The sequence below is a fragment of the Williamsia sp. Leaf354 genome, assembly GCF_001424365.1.
Taxonomy (GTDB): domain Bacteria; phylum Actinomycetota; class Actinomycetes; order Mycobacteriales; family Mycobacteriaceae; genus Williamsia_A.
In genome coordinates, this window is the sequence record NZ_LMPL01000002.1 from 321427 (window position 1) to 334843 (window position 13417).

The 13417-nt window shown below is 68.6% G+C and carries 11 protein-coding genes; 7 read left to right on the forward strand and 4 right to left on the reverse strand.

Annotation, left to right across the window (positions count from 1 at the left end):
- Positions 1–13: 13 nt before the first annotated feature.
- Positions 14–979, forward strand: coding sequence for a quinone oxidoreductase family protein (locus tag ASG12_RS09565; protein WP_055788590.1), 966 nt, complete (start codon positions 14–16; stop codon positions 977–979).
- A gap of 33 nt (positions 980–1012) precedes the next feature.
- On the opposite strand, the gene ASG12_RS09570 is transcribed toward ASG12_RS09565, so the two are convergent.
- Positions 1013–1993, reverse strand: coding sequence for a heme o synthase (locus ASG12_RS09570; RefSeq protein ID WP_082501893.1), 981 nt, complete (start codon positions 1991–1993; stop codon positions 1013–1015).
- Positions 1994–2297: 304 nt separating this feature from the next.
- Between ASG12_RS09570 and tkt the strand changes: the two genes are divergently transcribed.
- From tkt to ASG12_RS09600, 6 genes are read left to right on the forward strand one after another with little or no spacing between them, the layout of a single operon-like run.
- The gene (gene tkt, locus ASG12_RS09575) at positions 2298–4397 is read left to right on the forward strand and encodes a transketolase (RefSeq protein WP_055789441.1); all 2100 of its coding nucleotides are present in this window, start codon (positions 2298–2300) and stop codon (positions 4395–4397) included.
- A 5-nt stretch (positions 4398–4402) separates the two neighbouring features.
- Positions 4403–5521 (forward strand): transaldolase, encoded by a 1119-nt coding sequence (tal, locus tag ASG12_RS09580; protein ID WP_055788593.1) that lies wholly within the window; start codon positions 4403–4405, stop codon positions 5519–5521.
- Positions 5522–5526: 5 nt separating this feature from the next.
- Positions 5527–7068, forward strand: a complete 1542-nt coding sequence (gene zwf, locus ASG12_RS09585) for a glucose-6-phosphate dehydrogenase (RefSeq protein WP_055788596.1) — start codon at positions 5527–5529, stop codon at positions 7066–7068.
- 37 nt (positions 7069–7105) lie between these two features.
- Positions 7106–8032 (forward strand): glucose-6-phosphate dehydrogenase assembly protein OpcA, encoded by a 927-nt coding sequence (opcA, locus tag ASG12_RS09590; RefSeq protein ID WP_045822696.1) that lies wholly within the window; start codon positions 7106–7108, stop codon positions 8030–8032.
- Positions 8029–8820: a 6-phosphogluconolactonase gene (gene pgl, locus ASG12_RS09595; protein ID WP_055788598.1), complete on the forward strand. Its 792-nt coding sequence runs from the start codon at positions 8029–8031 to the stop codon at positions 8818–8820. Before opcA ends, pgl begins: the two co-directional genes overlap by 4 nt.
- Positions 8821–8828: 8 nt before the next feature.
- On the forward strand, positions 8829–9377 hold the full coding sequence (locus ASG12_RS09600; protein ID WP_055788600.1) for a TetR/AcrR family transcriptional regulator: 549 nt from the start codon (positions 8829–8831) through the stop codon (positions 9375–9377).
- Between the two features lie 11 nt (positions 9378–9388).
- On the opposite strand, the gene ppc is transcribed toward ASG12_RS09600, so the two are convergent.
- The 3 genes from ppc to tpiA all read right to left on the reverse strand — a co-directional run bounded on the left by ppc (position 9389) and on the right by tpiA (position 13417).
- Positions 9389–12259, reverse strand: coding sequence for a phosphoenolpyruvate carboxylase (ppc, locus tag ASG12_RS09605; protein WP_235456492.1), 2871 nt, complete (start codon positions 12257–12259; stop codon positions 9389–9391).
- Between the two features lie 55 nt (positions 12260–12314).
- On the reverse strand, positions 12315–12548 hold the full coding sequence (gene secG, locus ASG12_RS09610; protein ID WP_045822693.1) for a preprotein translocase subunit SecG: 234 nt from the start codon (positions 12546–12548) through the stop codon (positions 12315–12317).
- Between the two features lie 80 nt (positions 12549–12628).
- A complete protein-coding gene (gene tpiA / locus ASG12_RS09615) occupies positions 12629–13417 on the reverse strand; it encodes a triose-phosphate isomerase (RefSeq protein ID WP_055788604.1) in 789 nt (262 codons plus the stop codon).

A 13417-nucleotide genomic window follows, 5' to 3' on the forward strand; every position in this document is an offset into this window, starting at 1 on the left:
TAGAACTGGAGGCATGCGAGCGATACACGTCACCCGGCACGGCGGTCCCGAGGTCCTCGAGGTCGTCGAGGTCGACAGTCCCGTCGCCGGGCCCGGCGAGCTCCTCGTCGACGTCGCGGCCGTGGGCGTCAACTTCATCGACACCTACTTCCGTACGGGTCTGTACCCCTCCACTCCCCCGTACGTGCCGGGCAGCGAGGGTGCGGGAACGGTCGTCGCGGTCGGTGAGGGTGTGTCCGACGACCGGGTCGGTACCCGGGTCGCATGGTGCGAGGCGTCGGGTTCCTACGCCCAGCAGGTGACGGTGCGCGCGGATCGGGCCGTGGCGGTACCCGACTCGGTCGACGACACCACCGCGGCGTGTGTGTTGCTGCAGGGGCTGACCGCCCACTATCTGCTCGACGGAAGCGCCCACCCGGCCACTGGCGACACGGTGCTGGTTCATGCCGGAGCGGGCGGGGTCGGGCTCATGCTGACCCAGCTGGCGACGTCAGCGGGCATCCGGGTGATCACGACGGTCTCCACCGACGCCAAGGAAGAGCTCTCCCGCGGCGCCGGTGCCACCGATGTCCTGCGCTACGGCGACGACGTGGCCGAGAAGGTGCGTGACCTGACCGACGGCGCGGGGGTGGCCGTCGTCTACGACGGTGTCGGTGCCGACACGTTCGAACAGTCGCTGCGCGCCGCTCGCATCCGCGGCACGGTCGTGGTCTTCGGTGCGGCGAGTGGACCCGTGCCGCCCCTGGACGTGCAACGGCTCAACGCACTCGGTTCACTGCACGTCACACGGCCGACGCTGGCGCACTTCATCGCCGACGCCGACGAGTTCGCGTGGCGCACCGGTGAGGTGATGGGCGCGGTGGCCGACGGGCGGCTGTCGGTGCGGGTGGGCGCGAGCTATCCACTCGCGCAGGCTGCGCAGGCTCACACCGATCTGGCCGGGCGTGCAACGACGGGATCGATCGTCCTCATCCCCTGACACACCTCGCTCCGCGGGTCAGGAACCCGCGGGTCAGAACCAGGTGGCGATGGTCGGCAGGTGCACGACCGAGTCGACGGCCAGGCCGCAGAAGACGATGGCGAGGTACTCGTTGGACTGCAGGAAGACCTTGAGCGGGGTGATCGGTTCACCGCGACGGGTCGCGGCGAGGAGCTTGTGGACCGCCCGCAGGAACCATGCGCCCGCACCGATCGCGACGACCGCGTAGATCGGCCCGGTGGCCCACACGAGGACGAGCGTCGAGGCGACGGTGGCCCAGGTGTAATAGACCATCTGCTTGGCGACGTGGAGTTCGGTGGCGACCACCGGCAGCATCGGGACACCGGCCGCCTTGTAGTCCTCCTTGTAGCGCATCGCCAGCGCCCAGGTGTGCGGTGGAGTCCAGAAGAAGATGACGAGGAACAGCACGACCGGTTGCCAGCTGAGCGACCCGGTGACCGCGGCCCAGCCGACGAGTGTCGGCATGCAGCCCGCCGCGCCGCCCCAGACGACGTTCTGCCAGGTACGGCGCTTCAGGATCATCGTGTAGACGAAGACGTAGAACGCGATCGTCGCGGTGACCAGCAGTGCGGAGAGCAGGTTCGCGCAGGTCCACAGGACGGCGAACGAGGCCACGCCGAGGACGAGACCGAAGACGAGGGCGTGCATGCGCGACACCGCGTGCCGCGCCAGCGGGCGCCGCTCGGTGCGCTTCATCTTCTGGTCGATGTCGTGGTCGATCACCATGTTGAGGGTGTTGGCGCTCGCCGCACCCAACCACCCGCCGACGAGGGTGACCGCGATCAGACCGATGTCGATCGACCCGCGGTCGGCCAACAGCATCACCGGGACCGTGGCGACGAGCAGGAGCTCGATGACGCGCGGCTTGGTCAGCGCGATGTACGCGAACACGATCTGCCGGAGGCGACCGGCCCCCGACGCGGGTTCGGGAATGCCGGGTGACAGTCCGGGCCGGGTGGCCGCGGAACCGTGTCCGCCCACGCTGTGCCCCATCTCCACTGACGCTCCTGGCTGTCGAACTCGATACGAACGTGAACACCCGTTCGTCTACTACACGGAATGGTAGACGCCGACCGATCCGGATCGACAATTGGACGCTCCGACAACGGTCATCGATCCGACACCCCGGCGACCGCCCGGGCGCCGGACCTGCGGACTACGCTTGGGCACGGAGTTACGCGTCGCACACTGCGACCGTCGGCACAGGTGTGACCACACGGTGCCACGGACCGCAGGTCACCGACCGCGACAACTCCGTTCCGCACTCGACGCGACCGACACAGGAGACTTGCACATCGTGGCAGTGACAGATGAGATCCGCGCCCTGACCCAGCCGTCACATCCGGAGGGTTGGACCGATCTCGACACCAAAGCCGTCGACACCGTACGGGTGCTCGCGGCCGATGCGGTGCAGAAGTGCGGATCCGGTCACCCCGGCACCGCCATGAGCCTCGCGCCGCTGGCCTACACCCTCTTCCAGCGGATCATGCGCCACGACCCGAACGACACCGCGTGGCTCGGCCGCGACCGGTTCGTCCTGTCGTGTGGGCATTCCAGCCTCACCCTCTACATACAGCTGTACCTCGGCGGTTTCGGTCTCGAACTCGCCGACCTCGAGGCGCTGCGCACCTTCAAGTCGAAGACCCCCGGTCACCCGGAGTTCCGCCACACCCGTGGCGTCGAGATCACCACCGGCCCCCTCGGCCAGGGTCTCGCGTCGGCGGTCGGCATGGCGATGGCCTCGCGGCGCGAGCGTGGACTGTTCGATCCCGAGCCCGCGATCGGCGAGAGCATCTTCGACCACTACATCTACGTCGTCGCCTCCGACGGCGACATCGAGGAGGGCGTCACCTCCGAGGCGTCCTCGCTCGCCGGTACCCAGCAGCTGGGCAACCTCATCCTGTTCTACGACGAGAACAAGATCTCCATCGAGCACAACACCGACATCGCCCTGTCGGAGGACACCGCCAAGCGCTACGAGGCGTACGGCTGGCACGTGCAGACCGTGCAGGGCGGCGAGAACGTCACCGGCATCGAAGAGGCGGTCGCCAACGCGAAGGCCGTCACCGACAAGCCGTCGATCATCCTCCTGCGCACCATCATCGGCTACCCGGCCCCGACGAAGATGAACACCGGCGGCGTGCACGGTTCGGCGCTCGGTGACGACGAGGTCGCCGCCACCAAGGAGATCCTCGGGTTCGACCCGACCAAGACCTTCGACGTCGCCGACGAGGTCGTCGCCCACACCCGCGAGCTCGTCGCCCGCGGTCGCGACGACCACGCGCAGTGGAGCAAGGACTTCGACGCCTGGGCGACGGCCAACCCCGATCGCAAGGCGCTGCTCGACCGGCTCACCGCCGACGAGCTCCCCGACGGCTGGGCCGACGTCCTGCCGACCTGGGAGGTCGGCGACAAGGGGCCGGCGACCCGCGCCGCGTCGGGCAAGGTGCTCACCGCGCTCGCGCCGGTCCTCCCCGAGCTGTGGGGCGGTTCCGCCGACCTCGCCGGATCGAACAACACCACGATGGACGGCGCGAAGTCGTTCGGCCCGACGTCGATCTCCACCGACGACTGGGACGCCGAACCCTACGGCCGCACACTGCATTTCGGTATCCGTGAGCACGCGATGGGGTCGATCCTCAACGGCATCGTGCTGCACGGCCCGACACGCGCGTACGGCGGCACGTTCCTGCAGTTCGCCGATTACATGCGTCCGGCGGTCCGGATCGCGTCGCTGATGGACATCGACCCGATCTACGTGTGGACCCACGACTCCATCGGACTCGGCGAGGACGGCCCGACCCATCAGCCGATCGAGCACCTCGCGGCGCTGCGCGCCATCCCGAACCTGTCGGTGGTGCGTCCCGGTGACGCCAACGAGACGGCATACGCGTGGAAGACGGTGATCGCGCGCTCGTCGAGCAGCGGTCCGGTCGGCCTCGCCCTCACCCGTCAGGGTGTGCCGATCCTCGAGGGCACCAGCGCCGAGGGTGTCGCCAAGGGCGGATACGTCCTGGCCGACGCGGCCAACGGAGCGCCGGAGGTGGTCATCATCGCCACCGGGTCCGAGGTCCAGTACGCGGTCGAGGGACGCAAGAAGCTCGAGGAGCAGGGAATCGCCGCGCGGGTTGTGTCGATGCCCTGTGTGGAGTGGTTCTCCGACCAGGACCAGAACTACAAGGACCAGGTGATCCCGCCGACCGTCAAGGCGCGCGTCTCCATCGAGGCCGGCATCGCGATGCCCTGGTACAAGCTCGTCGGCGACGCCGGCGAGATCATCTCGCTGGAGCACTACGGCGAGTCCGCTGACGCCGAGACCTTGTTCCGCGAGTACGGCTTCACCGCCGACGCCGTCGTCGCGGCTGCTCAGCGCTCCATCACGAACGCGAAGGGATGACCAAAATGGCCCAGAACCAGAACCTGAAGAACCTGTCCGAGGCCGGTGTGTCGGTGTGGCTCGACGACCTGTCGCGCGAGCGCATCTCCTCGGGCAACCTCGCCGAGCTGATCGAGACGAAGTCGGTGGTCGGTGTCACCACCAACCCGTCGATCTTCCAGGCCGCGTTGTCGGCCGGTGACAGCTACGACGAGCAGATCAACGAACTCGCCGCCCGCGGCGCCGACGTCGACGCCACCATCCGCACCGTCACCACCGACGACGTCCGCAACGCCTGTGACATCTTCGCGCCGGTCTACGAGTCGACCAACGGTGTCGACGGGCGGGTGTCGATCGAGGTCGACCCGCGTCTGGCCCACGACACCGACAAGACCGCCGCCCAGGCGATCGAGCTGTGGAAGATCGTCGACCGGCCCAACCTGCTGATCAAGATCCCCGCCACCGAGGCCGGGATCCCCGCGATCTCCAGGACCCTCGCCGAGGGCATCAGCGTCAACGTGACCCTGATCTTCTCCGTCGAGCGCTACCGCGCGGTGATGGACGCCTACCTCGAGGGCATCGAGGCCGCGAAGGCCGCCGGACACGACGTCTCGACGATCCATTCGGTCGCGTCGTTCTTCGTCTCGCGTGTCGACACCGAGATCGACTCCCGGCTCGACGCGATCGGCACCCCGGAGGCGACCGAACTCAAGGGCAAGGCGGCGCTGGCCAACGCGCGTCTGGCCTATGTCGCCTACCAGCAGGTGTTCGAGACGGAGTCCCGGTTCCAGGGTCTGCTGTCCGACGGTGCGCGTCCCCAGCGTCCGCTGTGGGCCTCGACCGGGGTCAAGAACCCCGACTACTCCGACACGCTGTACGTCAGCGACCTCGTCGCCCCGAACACCGTGAACACCATGCCGGAGAAGACGATGGACGCCTTCGCCGACCACGGCACCGTCGACACCGAATCTCTCGTCGGCCGGGGACCCGAGTCGCAGGAGGTGTTCGACGCGATCTCCGCGCTGGGCATCGATCTCACCGACGTCTTCCTCACCCTCGAGAACGAGGGCGTCGAGAAATTCGAGAAGGCGTGGGGTGAGTTGCTCGACGCGACCACCGAGCAACTCGACGCCGCCAAGGGCTGACACCGGTGACGGCAGCCACCGACACCGGCTGGGCGAACCCGCTCCGGGACAGCCGCGACAAGCGGCTGCCCCGGATCGCGGGTCCGTGCAGCCTGGTCATCTTCGGCGTCACCGGCGACCTCGCCAAGCGGAAGCTGATGCCTGCGGTCTACGACCTCGCCAACCGCGGTCTGCTCCCGCCGAGCTTCGCCCTGGTGGGTTTCGCCCGGCGCGACTGGGACAACCAGGACTTCGGTCAGGTGGTCCACGACGCCGTGCGCGACCACTCCCGCACGCCGTTCCGTGAGGACGTGTGGGAGCGGTTGTCGGAGGGTTTCCGCTTCGTGCAGGGCGCCTTCGACGACGACGCGGCGTTCGATCAGCTCGCGACCACACTCGCCGATCTCGACGAGCAACGCGGCACCGACGGCAACCACGCGTTCTACCTCTCGGTGCCGCCCAAGGCGTTCCCGACGGTGTGCGAGCAGTTGCAGCGGTCGGGTCTGGCCCAGCACACCGGGGACAACTGGCGTCGCGTCGTCATCGAGAAGCCGTTCGGTCACGACCTCGCCAGCGCGAAGGAGCTCAACGCGGTCGTCAACGGTGTCTTCCCCGAGGACTCGGTGTTCCGCATCGACCACTACCTGGGCAAGGAGACCGTCCAGAACATCCTGGCGTTGCGGTTCGCGAACCAGCTGTTCGATCCGCTGTGGAGTTCGCACTATGTCGACCATGTGCAGATCACCATGGCCGAGGACATCGGGCTCGGTGGCCGCGCCGGCTACTACGACGGCATCGGTGCCGCGCGTGACGTGATCCAGAACCACCTGCTGCAGCTGCTCGCGCTGGTCGCGATGGAGGAGCCCGTCTCCTTCGAGCCGCGGGAGTTGCAGGCGGAGAAGATCAAGGTGCTCTCGGCGACCCGCAACATCCTGCCGTTGGAACTGAACACCGCCCGTGGTCAGTACGGTCCGGGATGGCAGGGCAGCCAGTCGGTGCCCGGCCTGGTCGACGAGGAGGGTTTCGCGGCCGACTCGATCACCGAGACGTTCGCGGCCATCGCGGTCGAGGTCGACAGTCGTCGGTGGGCGGGTGTGCCGTTCTATCTCCGCACCGGCAAACGTCTGGGCCGTCGCGTCACCGAGATCGCGCTGGTGTTCAAGAAGGCTCCGCACCTGCCGTTCGACAAGACCATGACCGAGGAGCTCGGCGAGAACGCCCTGGTCATCCGGGTGCAGCCCGACGAGGGCATCACGTTGCGCTTCGGGTCGAAGGTGCCGGGGTCGAGCATGCAGGTCCGCGACGTCAACATGGACTTCAGCTACGGCCAGGCGTTCACCGAGTCCTCCCCCGAGGCCTACGAGCGCCTCATCCTCGACGTGCTGCTCGGTGAGCCGTCGCTCTTCCCCGTCAACGCCGAGGTGGAGTTGTCGTGGAAGATCCTCGACCCGGTGCTGCAGGCGTGGGCCGCGCAGGGCACCCCCGACACCTACGAGTCGGGGATGTGGGGGCCACGGTCGGCCGAGGACATGATGACCCGCGTCGGGCGCGTGTGGCGTCGACCCTAGAGCTCTCGCGATCTTCTCCCGTGAAGGAACACTCCCGATGATTCTCGACCTGCCCGCGACGACGACCGAGAAGGTCAGCAAGAAACTCGTGAAGATGCGCGAGTCCGGTGGCGCGGTCACCCTCGGTCGGGTGCTCACCCTGGTGGTGTGCGCCGACGAGGGCGAGCCGACCGAGGGCGCGATCGAGGCCGCCAACGACGCCAGCCGCGAGCATCCCTGTCGCGTGATCGTGGTGTCGCTCGGGAACCGTGCTGCCGCAGCACGTCTCGACGCCCAGATCCGCGTCGGTGGGGATGCCGGCGCCTCGGAGGTGGTGGTGCTGCGTCTCTACGGCGAGCTCGCCGAGCACGCCGAGAGCGTCGTGGTGCCGTTCCTGCTGCCCGACACCCCGGTGGTCACCTGGTGGCCCGGGGAGGCGCCCAGCGAGCCCGCCGCCGACCCGGTGGGGCGCCTGGGCACCCGTCGCATCACCGATGCGGCGAAGGCGAACGACCCGAACACGATCCTCGGCGAGCGGCTCGCCGGTTACGCACCGGGTGACTCCGACCTCGTGTGGGCACAGATCACGTACTGGCGCGCGATCCTCACCGCCGCCCTCGACCGACCCCCGCACGAGCCGGTCGAGCGTGTCGTGGTGAGCGGACCCGATCGTTCGCCGTCGATCGACCTGCTCGCGGGATGGCTGCGCGCACAGCTCGGCGTGGACACCCAGCGGCACATCGGCAGCTTCGAGGTCCGCCTCGAGCGGGCGAGCGGGCCGTTGGTCCTCGCCGTCGACGGCAACAACAACGCCGTGCTGTCGAACCCCGGCAAGCCCGACGGTCGCGTCGCGATGAGCACCCGCGGTGTGCGCGACTGCATCGCCGAGGAACTCCGTCGACTCGATCCCGACGAGGTGTACCACCTGGCGCTCCAGGGCGCCGCGCAGATCAGCCGCGAGTCGGCAGAAGGGGTGTCGGCATGACATCGGTCGAGATTCCCGTCCCCGAGGTCGTCGTGGCCGACGACAAGGCCGCCCTGATCGACGCCGCGGGCACCCGCCTCGTGCAGACACTGGTGACCGCGCAGCGCGAGCGCGGTTCGGCGTCGCTCGTCCTCACCGGCGGAAGCAACGGCGTCGCGATCGCGGAATGGTTGCGCGACAACGCCGCATCGGCGGCCGACGATCCGCTCGACTGGGCCCGACTCGACCTGTGGTTCGGCGACGAGCGGTTCGTCGCGGGCGCCGACGACGAGCGCAACCACAAGCAGCTGTCCGACGCCCTCCTCGACCACGTCCCCGTCGACGCGTCGCGGGTGTTCGTGATGGCGCCCTCGGACGGCGAGTTCGGCGACGACATCGAGGCCGCGGCCGGCCAGTACCGGCAATGGCTCTCCGATGCCGGTCACGGCGCGGCGAGCCCTGCCTTCGACGTCCACCTGCTGGGCATGGGCGGTGAGGGCCACATCAACTCGCTGTTCCCCCACACCCCCGCCCTCGCCGAACGTGACGACACCGTCGTGTCGGTGCACGACTCCCCCAAGCCGCCGCCGCGACGGATCACTCTGACTGTCCCGGTGGTGTGTCGCTCCCGGGAGGTCTGGTTCCTCGTCGCCGGCGAGGACAAGGCGGAGGCCGCCGCCGCCGGCATCACGGGTGGTGACGCCGGGCAGTGGCCATGTGCGGCCGTCCACGGCAGCGAGGCGACCGTGTGGTTCCTCGACTCTCCCGCCGCGTCGTCGCTCGATCCTGACGCCGCCCATCCCCTGTGAGGGCGTAGATGGCGCGTTCCACCCGCCTGACGGTCGAGGACTGGGTCAATGCGGCGTTCGATCTGCTCGTCGCCGAGGGCGTCGCCGGGGTCAAGATCTCCCGGTTGTGTGAGCAACTCGGTGTCACCAAGGGCAGCTTCTACTGGCACTTCACCGACATCGACGGGCTCATGGTCGCCGTCGCTCATCGGTGGCAGGAACTGCAGGCCGCGAACATGGCGCGGGTCACCGAGCTGGGCTCGCTGCCACCGGCCGAGCGGATCGTCGCCATGGCCGGCACGCTGTTCGACGAGCGGGTCCGCGCGGTGGAGGTCGCGATGCGTGAATGGGCACGCAGTGACGCCACGGTCGCCGATGCCGTGCGCGCGATGGACCGTCTCGTCGTGACCATGGTCCGCGACGCCCTCGTCGAATCGGGATTCGACCAGCGGACGGCCGAGGTCCGCGCGGCGGCACTGCTGTTCGCCGGCATCGGATTCCTGCACAACCGCGATGCGCTCGGGCCGCTGCACGCCGACGAACTGCACGAGGTGTTCGCGGTCTTCACCGCCCGCTGAACCCCGAACCGCTACCCGCTGTTGCGCAGCGCGGTGGCGAGGCCGTTCATGGTCAGCTGGATCCCGCGACGGACCTGCGGGGAGTCGTCGCCGGCACGGAAACGGCGCAGCAGTTCGAGCTGCAGCAGGTTGAGAGGCTCGAGGTAGGGGAACCGGTTGAACACCGAGCGGGCCAATGACGGGTTGTCGGCCAGCAGGTCGTCGGACTCGGTGATCGCGAAGTACATCGCGGTCGTGCGGCGGTGCTCGTCGACGATCATCCCGAACACCCGCGCACGCAGTTCCTCGTCGGCGACGAGGTGTGAATACCGTTCGGCGAGACCGAGATCGGACTTCGCGAGCACCTGCGCCATGTTCGACATGACCGTCCGGAAGAACGGCCACTGCCGGTAGTAGCCGCGCAGTGTCTCGAGGCGCCCGTCGTCACCGTCGATCCACTCCTCGAACGCCGAACCCGTTCCGTACCACCCCGGCAGCATCACACGACACTGCGTCCACGACAGCACCCACGGGATCGCCCGCAGGTCCGAGATCTTCTCGGTCTGCTTGCGCGAGGCCGGTCGGCTGCCGATGTTGAGCGCACCGATCTCCGACAGCGGCGTCGAGGAGGTGAAGTACTCGACGAATCCGGGGGTGTCGTGGACCAGCGCGCTGTACGCCGACCGTGCGCGTGCGGCGAGGTCGTCGAGGATCTCGTAGGCGCCGTCGGCGGCGTCACCGAGCCCCTCGGTGTCGAGCAGGGTCGACTCGATGGTCGCGGCGAGCAGTGTCTCGAGGTTGCGCCGCGCCAGCACCGGCTCGGCGTACTTGGCCGCGATGACCTCACCCTGCTCGGTGATCCGCAGCGACCCCTGCACGGCGCCGGGCGGCTGCGCGAGGATCGCGTCGTAGCTCGGGCCACCGCCGCGACCGACGGTGCCGCCGCGGCCGTGGAACAGTCGCAGGCGGATACCCGACTTCTCGGCGGCCTCCACGAGGTCGAGCTCGGCGCGGTAGAGCGCCCAGTTCGCGGCGAGGTAGCCGCCGTCCTTGTTGGAGTCGGAGTAGCCCAGCATGATCTCCTGGATGTCGCCCTGCGCAGCGACGAGATCGCGGTAGAGCGGCACGTCGAGCACGGCGAGCAGTGTCGCCGCGCCCTGCTGCAGATCCTCGATGGTCTCGAACAGCGGCACCACGCGTACCGAACAGCGTGGCCCCTGCTCCGCCGACCCCGGGTCGAACAGTCCGGCTTCCTTGAGCATGATCATCGCCTCGAGCATGTCGCTGACCGAGGTGCACATGCTGATGATGTAGTTCGGGACCGCTTCGGGTCCGTAGTCGGCGACGGCTTTCGCGCCCGCGGTGACGATGGCGAGCTCCTTCGCGGCGAGCTCACCGAGCTCCGCGCCGGGCCGGATGAGGGGTCGACGGTCGGAGAGCTCACGGACGAGCAGTTCCACGCGCGCGGGCTCGTCGAGACCCGCGTAGTCGTCGTGGACACCGGCCCACGCCAACAGCTCGCCCACGACCTCCTCGTGGATGTCGGAGTTCTGCCGCATGTCGAGCCCGGAGAGGTGGAACCCGAACGTGCGCACCGCTTCCCGCAGGGTCAGGAGCCGGTCGTCGGCGAGCGCCGAATCGCGGTTGTCACGCAGCGAGGCGTCGATGACGTCGAGATCGGCGAGCAGGTCGGCGGCCACCGCATACGGCTCGGCGGCGGTGTCGACGAACGAATCGGCCAACGGCGCGACCTCGTCGCCGAACCGGTGCCGAGCGGTCGCCAGGAGGCGGGAACGGATGTGGCGCAGCGCGAGGCGATAGGGCTCGTCGGTCGCGACATCGCCCTCGTCACCGCCGCCGAGTTCGATGACCGCGTCACTGACCGTCACCAGGCGCGACGACATGCTCAGTTCCTGGGCGAGGGTCGTCAACTGCTCGAGATGATGGGTCAGGGCCGTCTGGGCGGCGCGGCCGGTCGCCATCGCCACGATCCGGTCGGTGACGAACGGGTTGCCGTCGCGGTCGCCGCCGATCCAGGAGCCCATCCGCAGGATGGGGTCGTCGCCGAGACCGGCGTCGGGGTACCGGGTGCGGAGATCGGCCCGCAACGATGCGTTGATCGCGGGGATCACCTCGAAGAACGCCGCGTCGTAGTAGCGAAGCCCGACCTCGATCTCGTCCTCGATGCGCAGTCGCTCGAGTCGGATGAGGGCCGTCTGCCACAGCGTCAGGATCTGGCGCCGCAGTCCGGCGACCACCTCGTCGTCCTCGGCGGGCGTCAGCTCGGTGCGACCACGGAAGCGCATGAGGTCGGTGATGCGGCGCTGGGTCTCGAACACCGTCCGACGTCGGGTCTCGGTGGGGTGCGCGGTGATCACGGGGACCACCACGGCGTCGGCCAGTGCCTTGCCCACGGCGGCGTCGTCGAGACCTGCGGCGTCGAGTTTGGCGTGGGTGGCCGCGAGACTGCTCGCTACCGGAGGATCCCCGGCGCGGACGTGGACGGCGCGTCGCCGCTCGCGGTGGATGTCCTCGGCGAGATTCGCGAGCAGCGCGAAGTGGCTGAACGCCCGGATCACCGGGATCGCCTCGGAGACATCGACGCCCGAGAGGGTGTCGGCGAGCTCACCACGGTCGATCTCGGACCTGCGGACACGGAACGACTCGACGCGCGCTCGCTCGACGAGATCGAAGATCTCGGTGCCGGCGTGTTCGCGGACGATGTCGCCGAGCAGTCCGCCGAGCAGGCGGATGTCCTCACGCAGGGGTTCGGTGGCCGCGCGCCCGGTGGCGGTCGAGGTGACCGGTGCGTCCGACGGCGCAGCGAAGGTCTCGGAGGGGGTGGTCGACTCGGGACCGCTTGGTGCCCTGCCCTGTTCCGTCATCGCGGACTGTTCCGTCATCCCACCAGTATCGCGCGTCCCGCCTGCGACGGCAGTCCGAGTGGCGCGTCGTCGGTCAGGAGAGCTTGATGTCCAGGCCGATGCCGAGGATGAAGATGAACCAGATGATGCCGACGAAGATCGTCAGGCGGTCCAGGTTGCGCTCGACGACGCTCGACCCGGACAGACTCGACTGGACGCCGCCACCGAAGAGCGACGACAGGCCGCCACCCTTGCCGCGGTGCAGCAGCACGAGGACCACCATGAGAACACTGGTGATCACCAATCCGATGTCCAAGACGAGCTTCACTGCCGAGGGTCCTTTGGTCGTCACGCGAGCACGGCGGATGCCGCGAACGCAATGGGAGTCTACGTGGTGATCGGCCCCGATCAGGGCAGGGGCCCACCGGCGGCGATCGCCGAGAGGGTCGCGAACTCGTCGGACTTGAGCGACGCACCGCCCACGAGGGCACCGTCGACATCGGTCTGACCGACGATCTCACCGACGTTCTTCGAGCTCACCGAGCCGCCGTAGAGGACCCGCACCGATGCCGCGACCTCGGCGTCGGCCAGCTCGGCGAGCGTCGAACGGATCGCCGCGCACACCTCCTGGGCGTCGGCCGCACTCGCCACCCTGCCGGTTCCGATGGCCCACACCGGTTCGTAGGCGATGACGACCTTCGCGATCTGCTCGGCGGTCAACCCGGCCAGCGAACCCTTGAGCTGCTCCACGTTGTACGAGACGTGATCGCCGGCCTCGCGGATCTCGAGCCCCTCGCCGATGCACACGATCGGAGTGAGGCCGTGGCGCAACGCGGCCGTGGCCTTGCCGAGGACGACCTCGTCGGTCTCGGCGTGGAGGGTGCGTCGCTCGGAGTGCCCGACCACGACGTAGGTGCATCCGAGCTTGGCCAGGAACGCGCCACTGATCTCACCGGTGTACGCGCCCGAATCGTGCTCGGAGAGGTCCTGCGCCCCGTAGGTGAGAAGCAGCTTGTCGCCGTCGATGACGGTCTGCACGCTCCGGATGTCGGTGAACGGCGGGATGACGGTGACGTCGACCTTGTCGAAGTACTTCGCGGGCAGCGCGAACGCGATCTTCTGCACCAGGGCGATGGCCTCGAGGTGGTTGAGATTGCACTTCCAGTTGCCGGCGATGAGCGGCTTGCGGGTGGCCAC

Excerpts from the sequence above, each read along its gene's own strand:
- ASG12_RS09600 (WP_055788600.1), top strand. The coding sequence starts at position 8,829 with ATGGCGCGTTCCACCCGCCTGACGGTCGAGGACTGGGTCAATGCGGCG.
- ASG12_RS09565 (WP_055788590.1), top strand. The coding sequence starts at position 14 with ATGCGAGCGATACACGTCACCCGGCACGGCGGTCCCGAGGTCCTCGAG.
- ppc (WP_235456492.1), bottom strand. The coding sequence starts at position 12,259 with ATGACGGAACAGTCCGCGATGACGGAACAGGGCAGGGCACCAAGCGGT.
- pgl (WP_055788598.1), top strand. The coding sequence starts at position 8,029 with ATGACATCGGTCGAGATTCCCGTCCCCGAGGTCGTCGTGGCCGACGAC.
- ASG12_RS09570 (WP_082501893.1), bottom strand. The coding sequence starts at position 1,993 with ATGGGGCACAGCGTGGGCGGACACGGTTCCGCGGCCACCCGGCCCGGA.
- opcA (WP_045822696.1), top strand. The coding sequence starts at position 7,106 with ATGATTCTCGACCTGCCCGCGACGACGACCGAGAAGGTCAGCAAGAAA.
- tal (WP_055788593.1), top strand. The coding sequence starts at position 4,403 with ATGGCCCAGAACCAGAACCTGAAGAACCTGTCCGAGGCCGGTGTGTCG.